Source organism: Paenibacillus sp. FSL K6-1566, assembly GCF_038050475.1.
GTDB classification, from domain to species: Bacteria; Bacillota; Bacilli; order Paenibacillales; family Paenibacillaceae; genus Paenibacillus_AQ; species Paenibacillus_AQ lactis.
This window is the reverse complement of record NZ_JBBOSR010000001.1, coordinates 2,713,901-2,735,536: the sequence shown is the minus strand read 5'-3', so window position 1 is coordinate 2,735,536 and position 21,636 is coordinate 2,713,901. Positions and strand designations below refer to the sequence as shown.

Sequence of the window (21,636 nt, the reverse complement as noted above, 5' to 3'; positions counted from 1 at the left end):
TTCGGCAAAGCCTTATACGGTCGGGCCGGGCATGCCTTCCTCCCCGTTTTCCAGCCCGCCGGCCACCGGAATTTTCCCTTCCGGAAGCGGCAGTTTGACAATGACGGATGTTCCGTGCCCGAGCTCGCTCTCCATCTCCATCGTACCGCCGTGCAGCTCAACGAGCTGCTGTGTGATCGCAAGGCCAAGACCGGTGCCGCCGTTGAGCGGATTGACCTGGAAGAAGCGATCCTTCACCCTGCGCAGATGCTCCTCCGAAATGCCGATCCCGTAATCCCTGACCGTCACCGTGACGAACTTCTCCTCCATCGTAAAGTACAGGTTGATGACGCCGTTCTCATGCGAGAATTTCACCGCATTGTCCACAATATTGAGGAACACCTGCTTCAGCCGGTTGGCATCGCCGTATATGATCGGCTTCTCTTCCGACTCCAGCTTGATGGTGACGCCCTTCTTCTCGGCCTTCGCCCACAGATTCAAAATGATCTCCTGCAGCAGCTCCCGCAGATTGACGATCCCCTTCACCAGCTTCATTTCATTCTGCTGGAGCTTGGAGAAGTCCAGCAGCTCTTCCACAAGCCCGATCAAGCGGTCGGTCTCCTTGGCAATAATCTGCATCCCGATCTTTGTTTCCTCCGGATCATAGCCACCCGAGTCGAGCGTTTCGCTCCAGCCCTTGATGCTGGTGAGCGGGGTCCGGAGCTCATGGGAGATCGAGGAGATAAAATCATCCTTGACCTGGTTGCTCCGCACGATTTCCTGGGCCATGTAGTTCAGGGTAGACGACAGCTCGCCAAGCTCGTATTTGTAATCCCCCTTGATGCGGACATTAAATTTGCCCTTGGCCATCTGGGTGGATACCGTCGTAATATTATTGATCGGCTTCACGATCGAGTTGGCCAGACCGATGCTGAACGCCAGCACGATCGCAAGCACCGCTGCCCCGATACTGACGGCGAATAACGTCAGCTTGAGCAGTCGATCGTTAATGAGATCCAGCGACGTTACGTAACGAAGGATATACGTTTGATCGAAGCCGTTCTGAATCGACTGGGAAACAGCCATTACGATTTGCCCGGTACCGGGCTGTTTGCCGACCCAACGGCTGGTGTCGCCCGCGAGCGCCTGCGTCACGTCACTTGTCTTGATCGTTTGCTCCAGATCGAAGCCGGCCGATGTCGTCAGCACCTGCCCGGACGTGTTCAAAATTTGCAACTCGGTATTGTAGAGCTCAAAATGCCGAACCATCTCGCTCAGCTGATTCACATTATCCGACGACGTGACCCGGAACGGCTGATAGAACTCGTTCGAGAGGCGGATATGGTTGCTGACATGGTTATACACCGTATCGTAATAATAGGTTCGGATTGCGATTAGAAAGATTACTTCAACCAGCAGCAAGGCGATGAACACTACCAGGAAGTAGTGCAGCACGATTTGCCGCCGAATGCCTTTTTTGATCATTAGCCCTGACCCTTCCATTTATAGCCGTGTCCCCATACCGTTTGGAGATATTCCGGCTCGGAAGGATTGCTCTCGATTTTTTGGCGCAGTCTCCGAATATTGACGTCCACGATTTTGGGGTCGCCCATATATTCTTTGCCCCAAACATGGTCCAGCAGGACATCACGGCTAAGCGGCGTATTTTCTTTTTCCAGGAAAAACTGCACCAGCGAAAACTCGGTCGGTGTCAGCTCGACGGACTGGCCGTTCTTCTTGAATTGCTTGGATATCAGGTCAAGCGTGAACGGACCGGACTGGAACGATACCTTAGCGGCTCCGGCTCGCTGAACGTTGACCCGGCGCAGCAGGGACTGAAGCCTTGCAATCAGCTCCGTCGGACTGAACGGCTTGCTGACATGGTCGTCGGCACCGACGGACAGCGCATATACCTTGTCCTGCTCCTGAACCTTGGCGGTCAGAAAGATAATGCCGATTCGCTCATTCGTCTCCCGAATTCTCCGGCACACCTCGAACCCGTCGATCCCGGGAACCATGACGTCCAGCAATGCGATATCGATGTCTGGCGTCGACTGCAACAGGCGCAGCGCTTCGTTACCGTCTCCGGTCTCGAGAACTTCAAACCCGTTGCGTTTAAGATTGATCACGATAAAACTGCGAATGGATTCTTCGTCTTCCAATATGAGTACTTTACTCAAGATCTAGTTCCCCTTTCTTTCGATAGGAGCCACATTGTTGCTTGGCTTGTTCTCTTTTTTGCTAAGCTTTAGATCGCCGTGGCTTCGGTACGCGATAACGCGGCTTTTTTCCTTCACTAAAATCTCCCAATCGGACTCAGCCTCCGCCCACTGGGCCATCGTGAAAAATTTAATCTCCGCCACTGATTCACCAGAATCGATCATCACGAAATTCAGATAGGAATCTTTGTTGGATTCCGGGGTAATCGTAATCTGGTTGTACAGGTCGGCCGGGAAATCCAAATAGAAGTGGTTATTGATATCATAGTATCTTTGAAGCACGAATTGCAGTCCTTCATTTTCATTCACTTCGCGAATTTCTCCGTCCCACTGATAATAGGTGGTAAAGTAAGGGATTTCCTCGAAGAGCCGGTCCTCCCAGCCTGCCGGTCTTTCCAGCAATCCAATCTCCAGAATGCCGTCATCGTTCACGTCTTCGCTCTCGATCGGCAGCTCTTTGAAGGTCAGCAGCTCATCCTGCAGGATATCGACAAACTTATTATCCTCCATGATGATCAGCTTCGAATAGGAGGAATTGGATATAACCGAAGCATCGAGAATTATACCTTCTTTATTTTTAGCCACTTTCCCTGCGACAACATTGTAATAACTTTCAATATTCGGTCCGAGATCCAGCTTATCCAGCTCAACGAAGGCTTCCTCGAACTTGTCATATTGATACGTGCTGACGTACGACAGCTCTTTCTGCTGGAGATAAACGACGGTAATATCCTTGATCTTGTCGCCGTTCAAATCCCCGATATTAAAGTGGGTATAAGGCAGCGGAGCTACCTTCTCGAGCGAGTTGCCCGAGAACGAATAGACGATCAACAGGTTCTGAAGATTCTCCTCGCCGCGGGAGAAGCCTGCAACGATATCGACCTTGCCGTCATTCGTGAAATCTACGAAATCAAACGATTCCAGCACGGTCCCTTCCCCGTCAAAATCCAGCAGCTTGACCCAGGCATCTCCCTGCTGCTGCATGATCATGCCGTGGATCTTCACTTCTTCATCCGGCGTCTGATAGAAGACGACCGCTTCCAGCACACCGTCATTGTCCAGATCCTGAATGCGGATCGAGCTGCTGTCCACGTCGCTCCTTGGTCTGATGATTGCCCCGGTATCGGTCTTCCGTTTCTGAAGGGCTGTCTGGATCGCGCCGTGCAGCGTCGCTTTATCCGCAGGCAGTTCCGGCTTCTTCATCAGCGAGACCGGATCCTGAATAAACGTGCAGCCGCTAAGCAGAAACAGCAGCAAGCCGGACAGCAAGGCTTGTATCACTCTATATTTCAATCCAGATCATCTCATTTCTATTCCATAGCCTCATTTATAAAACCTACAGATAATTACAGTCTTGACTTCTCGCCATGAGTTAAACGCCGTCCCGTCACGTCGACGACCAGCTCCCCGCCGGCGAGCCCCATCACGCGGGTGCAGTATTTTTCCGCCAGCTCCAGCGGGATCACCGTAACGACCGTAAGCCTTTCTTCATCACATAGGGTCTTTAACGTTTTGAGCACGTGCTCGGCCGATCCCGGGTCCAGGCCAGTGACGGGCTCGTCCGCAAGAATCACCTTCGCTCCGTGCACAAGCGCCCGGGCGATCGCGATCCGCTGTCTTTCTCCCCCGCTTAGCTCCCCTGCTTTGCGGTGGGCCTTGTCCAAAAGCCCCAAATGCTCGATCGTATCCATGGCTCCCATATAATCATCCGAGCGGACCATGCCGGTAAGCATCCGCCACCATGGCGTCTGGCTCGATTGTCCGATCAGCACGTTTTTAAGTGCGGTGCGATTGACGTTTAAGGAAGGGTTTTGCTCGAGATACGCCCATTCCCGGCGAATTTTACGTTTACCCGCGGGATTCATCATATCTTCGCCGTCAATCGTCAATTTGCCGCCGTCCCATTTTTCCTGCATGGACAGGCAGCTCATCATCAAGCTTTTTCCGCTTCCGCTCGCACCGATGAGTCCGATCATTTCCCCGCGCTCCATCTGAAAGGTGATATCCTTCAGCACCGGCGTGCGGTCAGGACCTATCGTTTTCTTCAGCCGATCCACTTTAATCATGTCATCGTCTCTCCCGTCAAGTGCGTATTCCTACTCTCTAGTTTAGAAGAAAGCGAGGGCAATTGCCATGAGAACAAACATTCGCATTTACAGCTTTGAATCAGCAGCAGGTTTAAACAGCGCCCCCGCACATCCAAATAGAATGTACAGTCCTCCGAGCAGGAAAAATATGCCGCCATTCCACCCGGTCTCCATTAATGCTCCGCCCGCATTAGGGCCCGCAATGCTCCCGACATTAAAGTGAAAAGAGGCGACGACGTTAGCTGCCGGAAGGAGCAGCTTCGGCAATATATCAGCCGCGTAAGCAAGTCCTAGCGAAAAGAAGGAGCCGACGAGGCCTCCGGCAGCCGTTAACAATATAAGGGTTGCCCAAAAATTCGTTCCTGCCAGCGGAATGAGCGCGAAGCACAGTCCGCCGGAGATCCCTGCGATCGCCAGTACGCGCTTGCGGCCGAACTTATCGCTCCATATGCCGAGCGGGAGCTGGAGCAGCAGCCCTCCGATCCCGACAAAAGGCAGCAGCATCGATATTTCGTCCAGCGTAAACCCGCTTCTTAACCCGTAAACGGGAAAATTGCTGTTCATACCGGCTTCCATATACCCGTACAGGAATGCCGGCAGCAAAGCGTACCATGCCAAACGGTAGCTTCTCATATATCTTCCGGATGACGTCTGATCGCCGCCTTCGACTTTTTCAGGCTTGATGTTCGGCAGCTTGACGAGCACAATGATCAGTATGAACAGAAACAGCACCGCAAGGACCACGAATGGAACGGCCTCTCCGTATTTGAGGAGCGGAATCCCAAGCGGCCCGATGCTGAAGCCTAGCCCGTAAGACATGCCGTAGAAGGAGATGCTCCTGCCCCGGTTCTTAGACGTTGACATCATCAGCACCCATAGCTGGGCTGCATAATGCAGAGCGCTGTCACCGATTCCAACTAGCAACCTAAGCACAAACCAAAACGCAACGCTTGGGATCAGCGGGAACGCAAGCAGTGACAGCATCACCAAAACAAGTCCGGACGCGATCAGCTTTTTAAAGCCGATCAAGCCCAGCAACCTCTCCGCAACCAGCGTCATCGCGAAAGAGCCGACGTACAGCGCAGCGGCGTTCAAGCCGTTCATCGAGGATGATATCCCCATTCGTTCTAGAAATATCGCCAGCACGGGCAGCAGCAGTCCCTGGCTCAGGCCCGCCGCTACAACGACGGCAATTAATATGAAATAATGAGTTCTCCCTTGACGGGGTTGTGCAGCTTCTGTCACGTAAAACAAGGCCTCCTCTATGTAGAAAAAACAATGAATTTAAACAGCCAAATGAACATTATAGTGGACAAGCCCAATCGATACAAGCCATAATAATAACAATGCCATCAATTGGGAGGGTATCTGTAAATGAAATATAAAGTGCGTATCGATGTATCCATGGTATACGAGCTGCTGGGCAGCTTCATGATATATGCAACGAGAAAATGGACCGATAACCTGGACATCGGCAAGCGGCTCATCACCGAAATGGACGAGCGCATGCCGGAGGATGCAAGGGTGCGGTTCATCGCGGCCCGGCAGTGGCCTTTATCCGATTACGACGTGCTGTATGCGCTGGTCATGCTCCGGGGCGACCATCAGGAGATCCCCGATTTCCTGGACTGGATCGAAAACTCTTCAATCGATGCATTAGGCGAGCTGCTGTATCCTCATCTTCCGTCCTTGTCCCGGGATGAAATCGCAAGAATCCGCGAAAGCTATATACCGCTAATGAAGCTCTGGCATTCGCATTACTTCTCCTCCGTCGAGAACGAGCTGCGTCAGCTGCTTGAGGAGGATGCCGAAGAGAAGCAAACGCTGCTTCCGAAGATGGACGATGAGCATCTGATCGAATACGCGACGAGCGGCGTTATTCTGGATCAGGTGCCCCAGGAGAACGTCATTTTGTTTCCCGGCACCCATTTCCGCCCGATCAATACATATTGCTTCTATGAAAATACGCTGCTGCTTCAGTATCCGATCGATATTCCGGAAGAAGATGAGGACGAGCCGCCTGTCGTCCTGCTGCGCATGACCGAAGCGTTGGCCGATCCGGAGCGTCTGCGCCTGCTCCGCTACATCGCCGATGAGCCGAAGGCCGTGTCGGAGATGGCTGCTGATCTGAACCAGCCTTACGAAGAGCTGATGCATCATCTGATGATTCTTCGGGCGGCGGGGCTGCTGCGCTCCCACTTGAAATCCGAGAACAACGAGCGGTTCAGCCTGCGTCCGGATGGAGCCTCCGAGCTTCAGATGTTCCTGGAGGATTATATCCGTTTGACGTGATCCCGCGTAAGGTGACGCGGACGACGATGTACATGAAATAACCGCAAGAAGGAGACAACCATGAGCATAACACCACAGCATATCATCTTCGATATGGATGATACCTTGATCCACTGCAATAAATACTTCGATTTGATACTCGGGGATTTTTTCGAATGGATGACCGATTGGTTTTCACCCTTTGGCTTGACGACCGAGGAGGTCCGGAGCAAGCAAATCGAAATCGATATTGCCGGAACGAAACAGCTCGGCTTCGCCAGTACGAACTTCCCGCAATCCTTGATCGCCACTTATCGGCATTACTGCGAAGCTCACGGACGGACTCTGTCGACTATCGAGGAAGAGCAGCTATTCGTTCTCGGCATGAGCGTCTATGATCAGGAGGTTGAACCTTATCCCGGTATGGTGGAAACGCTGGAGCGGCTTCAAGCCGACGGGCATCGACTGTACTTGTATACCGGCGGGGAAGCACGCATTCAGCAGCGTAAAATCGAGCAGATGAAGCTCGCCGACTATTTCGGAGACCGGATCTACATCCGCCGGCATAAAAATATAGAAGCCCTTGAGGAAATAGTCAGTGCCGGAAGCTTTGACCGCTCCCATACCTGGATGATCGGCAATTCCCTTCGCACCGATGTCGTGCCTGCACTTACCGCCGGCATCAACAGCATCTATCTCAAGCAGCAGCGGGAATGGGAATACAATCTCGTAGAGCTGAAGCAAGAGCCTCATAACGTTCTGTATACGGTGTCCGCGCTGACCGAAGTCCCGGATGTCATTCATCATCATTTCATGTAAATTCAATCGGGGTACCCTGAAGGTTGTTACAAACCTTAAGCAGGGTACCCCTTTTTTTTCATTATTTTAAAAGTCGATTCTATCCCTATACTAACATCGATGCTATTATTACTGTCGAACCGCTGTCCCCGCCTCGGTTTCGAGGGACAGCTTGCCGTCGCCTCCGGATGACAACACCATTCGGGCTTTATACGTGCTTCCGTCCTCGCGTTTAAATGCCAGCAGCTTCGTTCTGCCCTGCTCGAGCAGCGATTTCAGCATGGCCTGGGATATCGATTTGCCGGCAAACTCCTTCCAGATGACGAATGAGCATCCGGACTTGAAGTTGGCGCAGCCGTATCCTTTCCGGCCCTCAATAATTTGACCGCCGCAGCCAGGCCTTGGACAACGGCCAAGAGGCTCGCGAATGGACGGAACCGGAGTATCCGGCTTATTCGGCGACCGCTCCGGACGCTTTCGAGCCGCCGAAGGATTCCCGGCGGCCGCCTTACTGCTTCTTCCCCTGCCTTTTCCCTTCGGCTTGTCCTCATCTCCGCCAAACAGGGAGGGCGGTGCCGGCGGCTGCGAAGACACTTTATTGATTATGGAAACCGTAAACTTCTGGACATTCTGCATGAACGTTTCTGCAGACGCCTCTCCCTTGGATATTTGGTGAAGCCTCCGCTCCCACTGCCCGGTCATTTCCGGCGAAGCAAGAAGCTCGACGCCGGCGTGGCGGATCAGCTCGACGGCAGTCCTCCCTTTCTGCGTAACCGTGATTTTCTTGCCCTGCATCGTAATATAACCGACCTTCTTCAGCCGTTCGATCGTTGCCGCTCGGGTGGCCGGCGTTCCGAGGCCGCTGTCCTTCATTGCATCCCTCAGCTCATCGTCCTCAATGGACTTGCCGGCACTCTCCATCGCTTTAAGCAAGGTTCCTTCGGTATAGCTCTTCGGCGGCTGTGTGGCCTTCTCCTTTACTTCCGATTTCCGGCAAAACACCGGACGGTCCGGTGCGATATCAAATGAACGGTCGTTCCATTCCTGGGTTTCGTCCTCCTCCTCGTCTTTACCTTTGCGGGACGATCCCTTCGACTTCTTCTGTTCCTTATCCTTCTCGATAAGCACCTTCCAGCCTAATGACAGCAGCTCCTTGATCCCGGTCTTGAACGTTTCGCCTTCAACCTCGGTCAACACCGTATGCTGCTTGTACAATGCAGGCGGATAAAAGTGCGAAAGAAAGCGGATGATGATCAGGTCGTAAATATGCGCTTCTTCCTTGCTCAGATTGCCGGGCCGCTTCAGCGTCGGCAGGATTGCATGGTGATCCTCTACCCGCTGCGGATTACAAACCGCCTTGTTATTGATATGGACACGCTTTGGATCCGCTCCTTCCGCCATCTGTCCGTAGGAGGTCGATTTCAGCATATGGAGCGCCTTGTGCATGCCTTCGATATTTTGCTCGTTCACATAGTTGGAATTGGTACGCGGATAAGAAATCACCTTATGCCGCTCGTACAGCGCTTGTGCGAGGTCCAGCGTCTTCTTGGCCGAATAGCCATACTTCGCATTGGCCTCGCGCTGAAGCAAGGTCAGATCATACAGCTTGAACGGGTATTCCTTCGTTTCCTTGACTTCATATTTGGCGACCGCCCCTTGCTTGCCTTGAACCTTTGCAGCGATCGCGTCCGACTTCTCCTTCGAGGTTAGCCGTTCCCCCTGCCATGTTCCCGTATATTCAAGCTTTTCCTGACGAAACAAGGCTTTGACTTCATAGAAGGTCTGGGACTCGAATGCCTCGATCTCCTTCTGCCGGTCATAGATCAAAGCCAGCACCGGCGTCTGCACCCGTCCGACGGATAATAGGGTCTGATGGCGTGTGGTGAACGCACGGGATGCGTTCATGCCGATCAGCCAATCCGCCTCGCTGCGGGCACGCGCCGCTTGCGTCAAATCCTCGAATTCCGCCCCGTCCTTCAGCTCGGCGAAGCCTTTAGCGATGCTTTCCGGCGTTAAGTCCGATATCCACAGCCGCTTGACAGGCTGTCTTAACTTCAGCTGCTGCTGGATCAGAGCAAAGATATACTGTCCTTCGCGCCCCGCATCGCATGCATTGACGATGTGACTGCAACGCTTGGCCACTTCCCCGATGACCTTCAGCTGATCCTTCGTTTTCGGATTCGGAACGATTTTGAATTGCTCCGGTATGATTGGCAAATCTCTTAAATTCCATCGCTTGTATTTCGGATCATAGGCATCCGGCTCCGCCAGACCTACGAGATGTCCGATTGCCCAAGTGATAATATACTGCTCGCCCTCCAGATAGGTGCGGTGATTCTTCGCCCGTGGCTCGATCACCGCCGCGATATTCCGTCCCATATCCGGCTTTTCGGCAATGACCAGTGTTTTCATCTGACATTCTCCTCCCGGCCGAGTTCGCAGCAATATGCTATAGGCCGCTAACTCCAAAAAGGACTTCGCGGCTGCGAAGTCCTTCTTCTAATACAAACTATAGCATATTTAAGAATGTTTTTAAACCAGAACGGTTGCACCCATCAAATATTTATCCACTTCGCGGGCAACCTCGCGGCCTTCGTTGATGGCCCATACGACCAAGCTTTGACCGCGGCGCATATCGCCGGCTGCAAAGACCTTATCCACATTCGTCGTATATTTGCCATACGGAGCCTTTACGTTGGAGCGGCGATCCGTTTCCAGACCGAGCTGCTGCACAAGCGTCTGCTCCGGTCCGTCAAATCCGATGGCAATCAGTGCCATTTGGGCAGGAAACACCTTCTCGGTTCCCGGGATCGGCTGGTAGATTTTGCGACCGGTTTCGTCGACAATCCGCTCGATTTGAACGGTATGGAGCTCCTTCAAATTGCCTTCCTCATCACCGACAAATTTCGTGGTCATGATGGAAAATTCACGCGGATCGCTGCCGAACAGCGCTTTGGCTTCTTCATGCGCATAGTCAAGCGTATACACATTCGGGAACTGCGGCCAAGGATTCGCGATCGGATCCCGTGTAAGCGGCGCCCGCTTATGCGTACCGAATTGGGTCACGCTTCTGCAGCCGTGGCGGAGGGCTGTGGCCACGCAGTCGGAGCCGGTGTCGCCTCCGCCAATGACGATAACGTCCTTGTCTTTTGCAGAGATATAGTTGCCGTCGGCAAGACCGGAATCAAGATAGCTCTTAATCGTTCCGTTGAGGTAGTCCATCGCATAATGGACGCCCTTCAGATCGCTGCCCTCGATGTTGAATTCGCGAGGCTTCGTCGCCCCTCCGCATAATACGACGGCGTCGTAGTCCTGAGTGAGCTTCTGCGCCGGAATGTCTTTACCGATTTCGGTGTTTACCACAAATTCGATCCCCTCGGCCCGCAGCAAGTCAACGCGTCGCTGAACGACTCCCTTATCGAGCTTCATCGAGGGAATGCCATACGTCAGCAGCCCGCCAATCCGGTCTGCACGCTCGTATACGGTTACGCTATGCCCTGCCTTGTTGAGCTGGGCAGCAGCCGCAAGACCGGCAGGACCAGAGCCTACAACCGCTACCCGTCGCCCTGTGCGCTTCTCGGGCGGCTCAGGTACGACCCAGCCCTCCTCGAAGCCCTTGTCGATGATCGCCTGCTCAATCGATTTTATCGTAACCGGCTCGCCGATCAGTCCGACCGTACAAGAGCCTTCGCATGGCGCCGGACATACCCGGCCTGTAAATTCAGGGAAATTATTCGTTTTGTGAAGACGTTCCAAGGCCTCTCTCCACAGTCCGCGATACACCAGGTTGTTCCATTCAGGGATCAGATTGTGGATCGGACAGCCCGAGGTGCCCCCGATCATGTCAATTCCCGTATGGCAGTATGGCGTGCCGCAATCCATACAGCGCGCTCCTTGGGTTTGGAGCTCTTCTTCTTCTAGATGTTTATGAAACTCTTCCCAGTCCTTTACTCGTTCTGCCGGGTCCCGGTCTGCCGGAAGCTGACGCTGATATTCCATAAAGCCTGTTGGTGTAGACATCCTGCTTTTCCCCCATCCGTTCTATCTATTCTGATTTCCATGCACAAAATATCATATCATAATCGCATACTAACGAGCGTCAAATCTGCCTAGAAACGGCACTTTTCCTGATTCATCTTTTTTATTATCCTTAATAAAAGTTTGTATCAGTTCCGAAATCCGCGCAGTATAAGGCAATTCAAGCAATTTTACCTACAAACATTAAAAATATAGTAGCATTTCGCTTTTCGCCAATTAAATGGATTATATGCATGATCATTTGTACTATCCTGCCATAATCGAACAAGGGTAATAGATGGGAGAGAATAGGATATCTATATGATCGATTATCGCTTATCGCTTACGGTCATAAATGACGAATCGGTACGCGTACGGGTTCTTCTCATCCGTAATTCCCGGCGTTTCCTCAACAACCTGCCACTGCTCCCAGTCAATTTCCGGGAAAAAGGTGTCGCCTTCAAACTCTTCGTCGATAAAAGTACAGTATAAGCGATCGGCCAGCGGCAGCATCTGCTCGTATATCTGGGAGCCCCCGATCACCATCAGCTCCTGCTCCCGGGCATAGGGCAACGCGTCCTGCAGATCGTGAATGACGATCCCCTGCTCCGGCGGAAGCGCGAAGCTCTCATCCCGGGTCAGTACGATATTCGTTCGTTTCGGAAGCGGCTTGCTTCCGAATGAATCCCATGTTTTCCTTCCCATAACGATCGGCTTGCCAAGCGTCTTCTCCTTGAAAAAGGCAAGGTCCCTCGGTAAATGCCAAGGCATCGTTCCATTGCGTCCGATCACCTGATCCTTGCCCATGGCCCATATCATCGAAATCATGTCAGCCATCCCCCTTTCTTCGGGGGCCCAATGCTTGCCCCCTCCGATGCAATACTGTCCATTCCTCCGGTCTGTCCTGCATTTCCGGCAACTGGATGCCCGGCTCATCCACTAGACCGCAACCGTCGCTTTAATCGTTGGATGATGCCGGTAGCCTTCAAATTCGAAATCCTCGAAGGTATAGTCGAAGATGCTCTCCGGTTTGCGTTTGATAATCAGCTTCGGAAGATCGTACGGCTCCCGCTGCAGCTGGGTTTTAACCTGCTCCAAATGATTCGAATAAATATGAACATCCCCGCCGGACCAGATGAATTCGCCTGGCTCCAAGTCACACTGCTGGGCTACCATATGCGTGAGCAGCGCATAGCTCGCTATATTGAACGGCAGGCCGAGGAAGCTGTCTACCGAGCGCATCGTCAGCATGCAGGAGAGCTTGCCTCCCGCCACGTAAAATTGAAATACGAAGTGGCACGGCGGCAGCTTCATATTGTCGATTTCCGCCACATTCCAGGCGTTCACGATATGCCGGCGCGAATCCGGATTCGTCTTGATTGATTCGATGACGTTCGCGATCTGATCGATTCGGCGGCCATCCGGCGCTTCCCACGCACGCCATTGCGAGCCGTATACCGGACCCAAATCACCGTTCTCATCCGCCCATTCGTCCCAGATCCGTACGCCGTTTTCTTTTAAATACCGGATATTCGTTTCGCCGCTCAAAAACCACAGCAGCTCGTGAATGACCGATTTTAGATGGATCCGTTTCGTTGTGACGAGAGGAAAGCCCTGCGACAGGTCGAACCTCAGCTGCCTTCCAAAGACGGACAACGTCCCTGTTCCCGTCCGGTCTTCCTTTTCTACTCCATGCTCCAGAATGTCCTGCAGCAGCTCCAAATATTGCTTCATCTTCAAACTCACCTCTCTGGTATCTCATATGCATAGTCTATCATGTTCATGGCAGGTTGGGCAGACGAAAATTCCTCCCGCTCCTCCGAGGTTTATACTTTCTGTTATCTAAAAAAGGAGGCAGATCGCGCCTTTATAGCGTTCTCTGCCTCCTTGGCAATTATATGATGACCCGTTAAAATTCGAACGGATTAGCGGGAGATAATGTGGATCGGATGACCCATAACAACTTCCGCAGCTTCCATTACGATTTCGCCAAGCGTTGGGTGTGCATGGATCGTCAATGCCAGATCCTCAAGCGTAGCACCCATCTCGATCGCAAGGCCAAGCTCGGCAATCAGGTTGGAAGCTTCCAGACCTACGATTTGCGCGCCGAGTACAAGTCCTGTTCCTTCTTCGGCAACGATCTTCACGAAGCCTTCAGGGTGGTTCAGGGATACGGAACGTCCGTTGCCAGCGTAAGGGAATTTACCGGCCTTCACTTTGTGGCCTTTTTCCTTCGCTTGGGCTTCGGTGTAACCTACGCTGGAGCACTCAGGATCCGTAAATACAACGGCAGGGATGCACTTGTAATCGACAACCGATGGCATTCCGGAGATAACTTCGGCAGCCACTTTGCCTTCATAGGAAGCTTTGTGGGCAAGCGCAGGTCCGGCAACGATATCGCCGATTGCGAAGATATGCGGAATGCTGGTGCGGCCTTGATGGTCAACTTTCACGAAGCCGCGCTCGTCAAGCTCAAGTCCGATGAGGTCAAGACCAAGCTCGCCATCGGTGTTTGGACGACGTCCAACCGTTACGAGCAGGTACTCAGCCGTTACTTCTTTGGTTTCGCCGTTTACGGAGTATTTAACGGTAACTTCTTTATCGTTTTGCTCCGCACTTTCAGCTTTTGCACCGGTGATGATCTCAATGCCGGTTTTCTTCATGTTTTTCGTTACGAGGCTCGTCATATCCTTATCGAATCCGGCAAGAACGCTGTCCATACCTTCGATAATCGTTACCTTCGCACCGAATTTGGAGTACATTTGGCCAAGCTCTGCGCCGATGTAGCCGCCGCCGATAACGATCAGGCTCTTAGGCACTTCTTGCAGGTTCAGCGCTTCGGTGGACGACAGGATGCGGCCGCCGAATGGGAATGGCTTCAGCTCGATCGGACGGGAGCCGGTTGCGATGATGCAGTTTTTGAAACGGTAACGCGGAGATTCATGATCATTGAATACGCGCGCTTCGTTCTCGTTGATGAACATGCACTCGCCGTTAAATACCTCGACCTTGTTGCCTTTGAGCAAGCCGGCAACGCCGCCGGTCATTTTTTTAACGACGCCGTTTTTGAACTCCTGGGTTTTCGCGAAGTCAACCTTTACGTTCTCCACGGAAATACCGAATGCATCGGCATGCTTGGCAGCCTCATACTGATGAGCAGCAGAGATCAGCGCTTTCGAAGGGATACAGCCGCGGTTCAAGCAGACGCCGCCGAGCTCGGACTTATCCACGATCAGAACTTTCTGGCCCAGCTGGGCGGCGCGAATCGCCGCCACGTAACCGCCAGGTCCTGCACCAATGACTAATGTATCAATATCCAAAGAAGCATCTCCAACTACCATTAGTTACACCTCCATAACAAGCAGCTCAGGGTTAGCGAGCAGTTGTTTAATATAGTTCATAAAGTTTTGAGCTGTAGCGCCGTCGATGATGCGGTGGTCAAAGCTGAGGGACAGCGCCATGACAGGTGCCGCTACAATTTCACCGTTCTTCACGACCGCTTTTTCGCTGATGCGGCCGGTACCGAGGATCGCAACTTCTGGGAAGTTGATGATCGGCGTAAAGAACATGCCGCCTGCGGAACCGATGTTCGTGATGGAAATCGTGCTGCCTTTCATTTCGTTAGGAGCCAGCTTGCCTTCGCGGCCGCGTGCTGCCAGATCACGGATGCTGTCGGCGATCATCCAGATGCTCTTACGGTCGGCATCCTTGATAACCGGTACGATCAAGCCGTTATCGGTGTCGGTTGCGATACCGATGTTGTAGTACTTTTTGTACACAATTTCGTTCGCTTCTTCGTCGATCATCGCGTTCAAGGCAGGGAACTGGCGGCAAGCCGCAACAAGAGCCTTCACGATGAACGGCAGATACGTAACTTTCGTGCCTTTCTTCTCGGCAATCGGCTTCATGCGGGTACGGAATGCCACAAGCTCGGTTACGTCCACTTCGTCCATGATTGTTACGTGCGGAGCAGTGTAAGCCGATTTAACCATGGCATTCGAGATCGCTTTGCGGATGCCTTTAAATGGTACGCGCTCTTCTTCGGCACGTGGATCCACTGCTGCGGAAGCCGCTGCAGGAGCTGCTTTCGTCTCGGAAGCCGCTTCTTGTGCAGGAGCTGCTGCCGCTTGACCGCCGCCGTTCTTGAAGGCTTCCACATCTTCGCGGGTCACTTTGCCATTGTTGCCTGAGCCTTGCACTTGTGTAATATCCACACCTTGCTCACGAGCGAACTTGCGCACGCTAGGCGTTGCAAGCACTTCGCGGTTCGGAGCTGCAGGCGCGCTAGCGCTGCCGTTTCCGCCCTGCTTCGCATCAGCCGGAGCGTCTTGTGCAGGCGAGGAAGTGGTATCCGCGCTTCCTTTTGCAGCATCAGCTTCTTGAGCGGACTGCTCTTCCGCATGGCCGCCTGCTTGCTCAGGAATGTCGCCTTCGGCATCGATGATCGCAACCACTTCACCGACGCGGCAAACCTGGCCGTCCTTGGCAAAAACTTCTTGAACCGTACCGTTCACGGGACAAGGAACTTCTACGACCGCTTTGTCGTTCTGCACTTCCATGATGATGTCGTCGTCTGTTACTTTGTCGCCAGGCTTGATATGCATTTTGATGATTTCACCTTCATGCAAACCTTCGCCCAGCTCTGGAAAACGATATTCAAATTTTGCCAACTGAAAAACCTCCCTAAATATTTGCTGCAATTAGAAATTCATGACTTTATTAACGGCATCTACAATCCGCGCAGGGGTAGGGAGCCAAGCATCCTCGATCTGAGCGAACGGATACACGGTGTCCGGAGGTGCTACACGCAGAACTGGAGCTTCCAGGTGCAAAATTGCCTTTTCATTGATCTGTGCAATGACTTCTGCTGCCACGCCGGCGGATTTTTGAGCTTCCTGCACGACGATCGCGCGGTTGGTCTTCTTCACCGAAGCAATCACCGTGTCGATGTCGATCGGCGCGATGGTGCGCAGGTCGATGATTTCCGCTTTGATTCCGTTCTTCTCGAGCTCTTCAGCCGCCTTCGTTGCGGTGTGAACCATCAAGCCGTACGCAATAATTGTTACGTCGGAGCCTTCGCGAACCACATTCGCTTTACCGAGCTCAACCGTATACTCGCCTTCCGGAACTTCAGCGCGGAACGCATGATACAGGTTCAAGTGCTCCATGAAGAATACAGGATCGTTGTCGCGGATCGCTGCGATCATAAGTCCTTTTGCATCATAAGGATTGGAAGGAACTACAACTTTAATACCCGGTGTTTGTGCAAGCAAACCTTCCAAAGCGTCGGTATGCAGCTCAGCCGCTTTAACCCCGCCGCCGAACGGGGTGCGGAATACGATTGGCGAATTGTAGCGTCCGCCGGAACGGTAACGCATACGGGCAGCCTGTACGGCGATTTGGTCCAACGCTTCGAAAATAAAACCGACGAATTGAATCTCGGCAATCGGACGGAAGCCTTGAATACCAAGACCTACCGCAAGACCGCCGATCGCGGATTCGGCAAGCGGCGTATCAAATACGCGTTCCTCGCCAAACTCCTTCTGAAGGCCTTCTGTTACCCGGAACACACCGCCGACGTTACCCACGTCTTCACCGAAGATGACAACGTTCGGATCGCGGCTCAATTCAACGCGCATGGCGTCGCGAATCGCTTCTTTCATGTTCATTTGTGCCATTGCTTGATTTCCTCCTTAAGTGTTACAGTTCACTATTCCAGCGACTTAGGCGCCGTTTACGCTATATTCAATCCCTGATCCTTTGCACCCATGACAAAACCGAATAATTGTCCGTTCATTGGCCGTGAACAATTATCGGTTAAGCTTCTTTATTGGAAATCGGCTTTTTGCTCTTCAAGATGCTTCGGAGTTTGCTCGAACATGCTGTCGATCAATCCTGGGACCGTCATTTTCTCCGTTTGTTCTGCTTTCTTGATCTGCTCATTGACTTTCGCTTTCGCTTCTTCTTTCACGCGAGCCGTATCTTCTTCTGTCCAAAGACCCTTCTTCTCCAGATATTTCGCAAGACGCGCGATCGGATCCTTCTCGCTCCATTCGCCCTCTTCTTCCTTCGTGCGGTATTTGGTTGCATCGTCGGAAAGGGAATGCGGACGGAAACGGTAGGTTACGGCTTCAATCAGCGTTGCGCCTTCGCCGTTGCGAGCGCGCTCAGCAGCGTCACGAACCGCTTTGATAACCGCGAACACGTCCATGCCGTCAATTCTAACGCCCTTGATGCCGGCAGCTACCGCTTTGTGCGCGATGGACAGCGCTGCTGTTTGCTTGGAGAACGGAGTCGTAATCGCGTAGCCGTTGTTCTGTACGAAGAAGATGACAGGCAGCTTGTAAACGCCAGCGAAGTTCAAGCCTTCATAGAAATCACCTTCGGACGAACCGCCGTCACCGGTGTAAGTAATAACAACTTGCTTTTGCTTCTTCAATTTATAACCCATAGCAATACCCATCGCGTGCAAAATTTGCGCACCGATGATGATTTGCGGCATCAGGACGTTAACGCCTTCCGGAATTTGTCCGCCATGCTGATGTCCGCGGGAATACAAGAACGCTTGGTAAAGCGGAAGACCATGCCATACGATCTGCGGCATATCACGGTAGCCCGGGCAGATGAAATCGTCTTTCTCGATTGCAAATTCACTGCCGACCATCGTTGCTTCTTGACCGGAAACCGGCGCGTAGAAGCCGAGGCGACCTTGGCGGCCGAGGTTAACGGCACGATCGTCCCAAGTACGGGTAAACACCATGCGGTACATAATTTCTTTCAGTTGATCGTCCGACAGTTCTGGCAGAAGATCCTGGTTTACGATTTCGCCATCCGGGGAAAGTACAGATAGAGTATCCACTTCCTCGGTATATACTTCATAAGGAACCTTGGTCATTTTTTTCACCTCAATAAATATTTGAATATCAAGTTCCGCTGTTATAGAATTATTATACACCTGTTTTACTCCATTCGTCAAAGAAATACCTCATAAAATTTCAGATTTCTTAACGTTTGTATGTATAACAGCGGGTGTATAATACTATAACAGCATGACAAACATCATAGTACAGCAGACAGGAAAGTACGAATAGGGTAATTTTAACTTATTGTGTACTCCATTTCAAAAACTAACCCGAAAAAGGTGACGAGTGATGACGAATGAACGACTATTGAAGCGAACCATTGTGAAGGAAACGATTGAAAGCCGGTTTCTTCAAGAATCACGGACGCTGCGCATCTACCTTCCACCCGGCTATAACGAAATTCTCAGCTATCCTGTTGTCTACTGCCAGGACGGCGAGGAATTTTTCAACTTCGGCCGGATTGCAACCTGGGCTAACCAGCTGATCCTTGACGAAGGGGTTGAACCTTTTATTATCGTGGGAGTCGAAGTGAATACCAAAGTCCGTACCGAAGAATACGCACCGTTCGGCAACCGGTTCGATGCCTACGTATCCTGCTTCGCCGAAGAGATTATTCCCTTCATTGAACAGAATTATCCTGTTCGAAGAGAAGCTGGCGAGCGGCTGCTTGCAGGCGACTCCCTTGGCGGCAGCGTATCCGTGCATCTGGCGCTCCGCTACCCGCATCTGTTCACGCGAGTGATCAGCTTGTCCGGTGCCTTCTACGAGATGTCCCAGAGCATCATCAAGCAGGAGCAGGATTTGTCATGGCTCGACATCTATATGATCGTAGGTCTGCAAGAAGACAATTACGCTACCGATACGGGCGTCTACAATTTCGTAGAATTGAATCGCCAGACCAAGGCTTTGCTCGAAGATCGCGGGGCTAAAGTAGCCTATTATGAGAAAGACGGGCGTCACCTTTGGGGCTTCTGGCAAAAAGAGCTGCCTGCTGCCCTTATGTACTTTTTGGGCTAACTCGGGCTGACATGATGGTCGTTCCTTAAGAGGTACAGACTATCCATAAGGATTCGTTACGATTTGCGGCTATGGCCTGATCCCTTCTACAGGGAGTCGGGCCATTTTACGTTCTGCATGGCTGTTCTGACTGATTCATTCCGGCAAAAAATTTAGGGAGGTCCTGCCGCATCTTACCCTCGCTTTCGTCTGTAAAAAAAGATGAACAACCGCGCATTATTATGGAATGTGCATTGTTCATCTTATGGAACATCCTTCTTGGTTACGCTTTCAATCCGGTTCGTTGAATAAGCGGCTTAGAAAACAGACCGCTTTATTCGAATCGATTATAGCTTTTCTTGGATGATCTTGTCCAGCAGGATGTCGCATCCGGCATCGATGAGACGGTACACCTCTTCGAAATTCCCTGTGAAATAAGGATCCGGCACCTCTCTCAGCTTTTCGTCAGGCAGCAAATCCATAAACTTCATGATGCTTGCATCACCGCCGCCTGGCAGCTTCCGCATATTAGCTACATTGGAGTCGTCCATCCCGATCACGTAATCGAACGCCTCCAAGTCCTTGCTCATCACCTGCCGTGCCGTCATCCCCTCATAGCTGATGTTCCAGCTGTCCAGCAGCTTGCGTGTCCCTTCATGGGGGATTTTGCCGACATGCCAGTCTCCGGTGCCTGCCGAATCCACCTTAACTTTATCCTGCAAGCCCTTTGCAGCGATCTTGTGTCGAAGCACCGCTTCCGCCATCGGCGAGCGGCAAATATTGCCCAAGCATACAAACAAGACGGATACCATCGCTTCCACCTCCTCGTCATCAATCATACCTTAAAAACATCGTTTAAACGGATGATATTCGATCATTCTCCAAAGTTGTCACCCGAGTGATTCTCAGCTGCCGGCACTCATGCCGCCGCCCGATGCGCCTCCATGCGAAAGCGATCTTCTGGGCAGTCTCCATTTATAATGAACGGACAGCATTCGGAATACAATGACGACCACGAACAACGTCAACAACTGCCACGTCGTCGTCGCAGCGCCGAGACCGACGGCCGCTCCTGCCGCCATCGCCCAGACTGCATAGATCTCGTCCCGCAGGACAAGCGGCTTGCGCCCGGCAAGCAGATCGCGGACCATGCCGCCCCCGCTTCCTGTCAGCACGGCTGCGACAAGAACTGCGCTTAGCGGGTGATTCATTTGCGTCGCATAGAGCGCCCCTTGAATCGCGAAGGCGGACAATCCGATCGCATCGAATAACGCTTCGGTTCTCTTCCAATGGTGGAGCCATCCGAGAGGAAGCACGAACGCGCAAAATACCGAAATCAAGGCCAGTATAATCAGATCGCTTTGGCCCCACAGGGTCGTCACGGGAACCCCGATCAGCACGTTTCTAATGATGCCTCCGCCGAAGGCGGTTACGAGACCAAGGACCACAACTCCCAGAATATCATAATCCTCTTCCATTGCCACAACGGCTCCGGACATGGCGAACGCTATCGTCCCAATAATACTGAATACATCAAACACATGCATGTCCACAATTCCCGATTCCCCCGCTCCGCGAAAAATTACCTACTACATTGTAGTCACGCCTATTAAATTGTGCAAGTATGAATCCTGCTATATACTAGATGAAATGGCAATTCTCTTAATAAAGGAGGAAATGACATGTTGCCTGCACGCGCTCTGATCTTTACCGGAGGGGAGTTGTCTGCACAATTTTTAGAGGAGATCCGAAGCGGGGATTTCATTATCGGCGCAGATCGCGGCGCTTTGTTTTTAATCGAGCACGGGATCAAACCGGATTTGTCGGTCGGGGATTTCGATTCCATCACCCCCGAAGAATTGGCGAAGGTTCAAGCGATGAGCGGAAAAATCATCGAATGCGATCCGATCGATAAAAACCTAACCGATACCGAACTTGCCTTTGACCTGGCGCTCGAACAGTCGCCTGAATCCATCTTGATCATGGGAGCAAGCGGCACCCGGCTGGATCATACGTTGGCTAACATCCATATGCTGATCCGCGGGCTGCAGCACCACATTCCATGCTCCATATTAGATAAGAACAATTACATCACCTTAACAGGCTCAAGCTGCGTTGTGGAGGATCGCGGGTTTAAGTACGTCTCTCTGCTCCCCCTCACCACCGAGGTCACAGGCATCGAACTGGAAGGCTTTGAATATCCGCTTCATAACGCTTCGCTTCGCATGGGACAATCACTCGGGGTCAGCAACCGGCTGTCCCAGGAAAAAGGCATCGTGCATATCGAAGGCGGGCTGCTTCTTATCATCCAGAGCAAAGATCAGTAATCGTTACTTTTTTGTCATCTTTATTCGGTGGATTTAACCCATTCGTAACAATCGATAAAACCCTTGCCACGCAAGGGTT

Annotated in this window: 19 protein-coding genes; 4 read left to right on the top strand and 15 right to left on the bottom strand. The window is 52.1% G+C overall.

Annotation, left to right across the window (positions count from 1 at the left end):
* Nucleotides 1-12 precede the first annotated feature (12 nt).
* The 5 genes from NST08_RS11960 to NST08_RS11940 form a co-directional block, all read right to left on the bottom strand.
* Nucleotides 13-1,464: a sensor histidine kinase gene (locus tag NST08_RS11960; protein WP_007130018.1), complete on the bottom strand. Its 1,452-nt coding sequence runs from the start codon at nucleotides 1,462-1,464 to the stop codon at nucleotides 13-15.
* Entirely contained in the window at nucleotides 1,464-2,159 is a 696-nt protein-coding gene (locus NST08_RS11955) for a response regulator transcription factor (RefSeq protein WP_007130017.1), read from the bottom strand. Before NST08_RS11955 ends, NST08_RS11960 begins: the two co-directional genes overlap by 1 nt.
* A 3-nt stretch (nucleotides 2,160-2,162) precedes the next feature.
* Nucleotides 2,163-3,491, bottom strand: a complete 1,329-nt coding sequence (locus NST08_RS11950; protein WP_007130016.1) for a hypothetical protein — start codon at nucleotides 3,489-3,491, stop codon at nucleotides 2,163-2,165.
* Nucleotides 3,492-3,544: 53 nt separating this feature from the next.
* Nucleotides 3,545-4,264 carry a phosphonate ABC transporter ATP-binding protein gene (locus NST08_RS11945; RefSeq protein ID WP_007130015.1) on the bottom strand — a complete coding sequence of 240 codons (720 nt, stop codon included), beginning with the start codon at nucleotides 4,262-4,264 and terminating at the stop codon, nucleotides 3,545-3,547.
* Nucleotides 4,265-4,351: 87 nt separating this feature from the next.
* A complete protein-coding gene (locus NST08_RS11940) occupies nucleotides 4,352-5,530 on the bottom strand; it encodes an MFS transporter (RefSeq protein ID WP_341341779.1) in 1,179 nt (392 codons plus the stop codon).
* A gap of 129 nt (nucleotides 5,531-5,659) precedes the next feature.
* Between NST08_RS11940 and NST08_RS11935 the strand changes: the two genes are divergently transcribed.
* Both NST08_RS11935 and NST08_RS11930 read left to right on the top strand, forming a co-directional pair.
* Nucleotides 5,660-6,577 (top strand): ArsR/SmtB family transcription factor, encoded by a 918-nt coding sequence (locus tag NST08_RS11935; protein ID WP_213615075.1) that lies wholly within the window; start codon nucleotides 5,660-5,662, stop codon nucleotides 6,575-6,577.
* A gap of 60 nt (nucleotides 6,578-6,637) precedes the next feature.
* Complete coding sequence (locus NST08_RS11930) at nucleotides 6,638-7,375, top strand: HAD family hydrolase (RefSeq protein ID WP_028403520.1); 738 nt, start codon at nucleotides 6,638-6,640, stop codon at nucleotides 7,373-7,375.
* A 108-nt stretch (nucleotides 7,376-7,483) separates the two neighbouring features.
* Here NST08_RS11930 and NST08_RS11925 read toward each other — a convergent pair whose 3' ends face one another.
* The 8 genes from NST08_RS11925 to pdhA all read right to left on the bottom strand — a co-directional run bounded on the left by NST08_RS11925 (nucleotide 7,484) and on the right by pdhA (nucleotide 18,266).
* Nucleotides 7,484-9,766, bottom strand: a complete 2,283-nt coding sequence (locus NST08_RS11925) for a type IA DNA topoisomerase (RefSeq protein WP_028403521.1) — start codon at nucleotides 9,764-9,766, stop codon at nucleotides 7,484-7,486.
* A 120-nt stretch (nucleotides 9,767-9,886) separates the two neighbouring features.
* On the bottom strand, nucleotides 9,887-11,374 hold the full coding sequence (locus tag NST08_RS11920; RefSeq protein WP_007130010.1) for a glutamate synthase subunit beta: 1,488 nt from the start codon (nucleotides 11,372-11,374) through the stop codon (nucleotides 9,887-9,889).
* 333 nt (nucleotides 11,375-11,707) lie between these two features.
* Entirely contained in the window at nucleotides 11,708-12,199 is a 492-nt protein-coding gene (locus NST08_RS11915) for a dihydrofolate reductase (protein ID WP_210094601.1), read from the bottom strand.
* A gap of 111 nt (nucleotides 12,200-12,310) precedes the next feature.
* The gene (gene thyA / locus NST08_RS11910; protein ID WP_028403523.1) at nucleotides 12,311-13,105 is read right to left on the bottom strand and encodes a thymidylate synthase; all 795 of its coding nucleotides are present in this window, start codon (nucleotides 13,103-13,105) and stop codon (nucleotides 12,311-12,313) included.
* 191 nt (nucleotides 13,106-13,296) lie between these two features.
* Complete coding sequence (gene lpdA, locus NST08_RS11905) at nucleotides 13,297-14,712, bottom strand: dihydrolipoyl dehydrogenase (protein WP_007130007.1); 1,416 nt, start codon at nucleotides 14,710-14,712, stop codon at nucleotides 13,297-13,299.
* A gap of 3 nt (nucleotides 14,713-14,715) precedes the next feature.
* Nucleotides 14,716-16,041, bottom strand: a complete 1,326-nt coding sequence (locus NST08_RS11900) for a dihydrolipoamide acetyltransferase family protein (protein WP_007130006.1) — start codon at nucleotides 16,039-16,041, stop codon at nucleotides 14,716-14,718.
* Between the two features lie 30 nt (nucleotides 16,042-16,071).
* The gene (locus NST08_RS11895; RefSeq protein WP_007130005.1) at nucleotides 16,072-17,049 is read right to left on the bottom strand and encodes an alpha-ketoacid dehydrogenase subunit beta; all 978 of its coding nucleotides are present in this window, start codon (nucleotides 17,047-17,049) and stop codon (nucleotides 16,072-16,074) included.
* Between the two features lie 149 nt (nucleotides 17,050-17,198).
* Entirely contained in the window at nucleotides 17,199-18,266 is a 1,068-nt protein-coding gene (gene pdhA / locus NST08_RS11890; protein WP_028403525.1) for a pyruvate dehydrogenase (acetyl-transferring) E1 component subunit alpha, read from the bottom strand.
* 256 nt (nucleotides 18,267-18,522) lie between these two features.
* On the opposite strand from pdhA, the gene NST08_RS11885 reads away from it, so the two are divergent.
* Complete coding sequence (locus NST08_RS11885) at nucleotides 18,523-19,251, top strand: alpha/beta hydrolase (protein ID WP_007130003.1); 729 nt, start codon at nucleotides 18,523-18,525, stop codon at nucleotides 19,249-19,251.
* 326 nt (nucleotides 19,252-19,577) lie between these two features.
* Here the strand turns inward: NST08_RS11885 and NST08_RS11880 are convergent, their stop codons facing one another.
* Together NST08_RS11880 and NST08_RS11875 are read right to left on the bottom strand one after the other, a co-directional pair.
* Nucleotides 19,578-20,042, bottom strand: coding sequence for a low molecular weight protein-tyrosine-phosphatase (locus NST08_RS11880; RefSeq protein WP_007130002.1), 465 nt, complete (start codon nucleotides 20,040-20,042; stop codon nucleotides 19,578-19,580).
* A gap of 93 nt (nucleotides 20,043-20,135) precedes the next feature.
* A complete protein-coding gene (locus tag NST08_RS11875; RefSeq protein ID WP_007130001.1) occupies nucleotides 20,136-20,777 on the bottom strand; it encodes a trimeric intracellular cation channel family protein in 642 nt (213 codons plus the stop codon).
* Between the two features lie 135 nt (nucleotides 20,778-20,912).
* On the opposite strand from NST08_RS11875, the gene NST08_RS11870 reads away from it, so the two are divergent.
* Entirely contained in the window at nucleotides 20,913-21,557 is a 645-nt protein-coding gene (locus NST08_RS11870) for a thiamine diphosphokinase (RefSeq protein WP_007130000.1), read from the top strand.
* The last annotated feature ends 79 nt before the right edge of the window (nucleotides 21,558-21,636 follow it).

Excerpts from the sequence above, each read along its gene's own strand:
- NST08_RS11935 (WP_213615075.1), top strand. The coding sequence starts at position 5,660 with ATGAAATATAAAGTGCGTATCGATGTATCCATGGTATACGAGCTGCTG.
- pdhA (WP_028403525.1), bottom strand. The coding sequence starts at position 18,266 with ATGACCAAGGTTCCTTATGAAGTATATACCGAGGAAGTGGATACTCTA.
- NST08_RS11960 (WP_007130018.1), bottom strand. The coding sequence starts at position 1,464 with ATGATCAAAAAAGGCATTCGGCGGCAAATCGTGCTGCACTACTTCCTG.
- NST08_RS11920 (WP_007130010.1), bottom strand. The coding sequence starts at position 11,374 with ATGTCTACACCAACAGGCTTTATGGAATATCAGCGTCAGCTTCCGGCA.
- NST08_RS11895 (WP_007130005.1), bottom strand. The coding sequence starts at position 17,049 with ATGGCACAAATGAACATGAAAGAAGCGATTCGCGACGCCATGCGCGTT.
- NST08_RS11925 (WP_028403521.1), bottom strand. The coding sequence starts at position 9,766 with ATGAAAACACTGGTCATTGCCGAAAAGCCGGATATGGGACGGAATATC.
- NST08_RS11930 (WP_028403520.1), top strand. The coding sequence starts at position 6,638 with ATGAGCATAACACCACAGCATATCATCTTCGATATGGATGATACCTTG.
- NST08_RS11915 (WP_210094601.1), bottom strand. The coding sequence starts at position 12,199 with ATGATTTCGATGATATGGGCCATGGGCAAGGATCAGGTGATCGGACGC.
- NST08_RS11880 (WP_007130002.1), bottom strand. The coding sequence starts at position 20,042 with ATGGTATCCGTCTTGTTTGTATGCTTGGGCAATATTTGCCGCTCGCCG.
- NST08_RS11945 (WP_007130015.1), bottom strand. The coding sequence starts at position 4,264 with ATGATTAAAGTGGATCGGCTGAAGAAAACGATAGGTCCTGACCGCACG.
- NST08_RS11875 (WP_007130001.1), bottom strand. The coding sequence starts at position 20,777 with ATGCATGTGTTTGATGTATTCAGTATTATTGGGACGATAGCGTTCGCC.
- NST08_RS11870 (WP_007130000.1), top strand. The coding sequence starts at position 20,913 with ATGTTGCCTGCACGCGCTCTGATCTTTACCGGAGGGGAGTTGTCTGCA.
- thyA (WP_028403523.1), bottom strand. The coding sequence starts at position 13,105 with ATGAAGCAATATTTGGAGCTGCTGCAGGACATTCTGGAGCATGGAGTA.
- NST08_RS11885 (WP_007130003.1), top strand. The coding sequence starts at position 18,523 with ATGACGAATGAACGACTATTGAAGCGAACCATTGTGAAGGAAACGATT.
- lpdA (WP_007130007.1), bottom strand. The coding sequence starts at position 14,712 with ATGGTAGTTGGAGATGCTTCTTTGGATATTGATACATTAGTCATTGGT.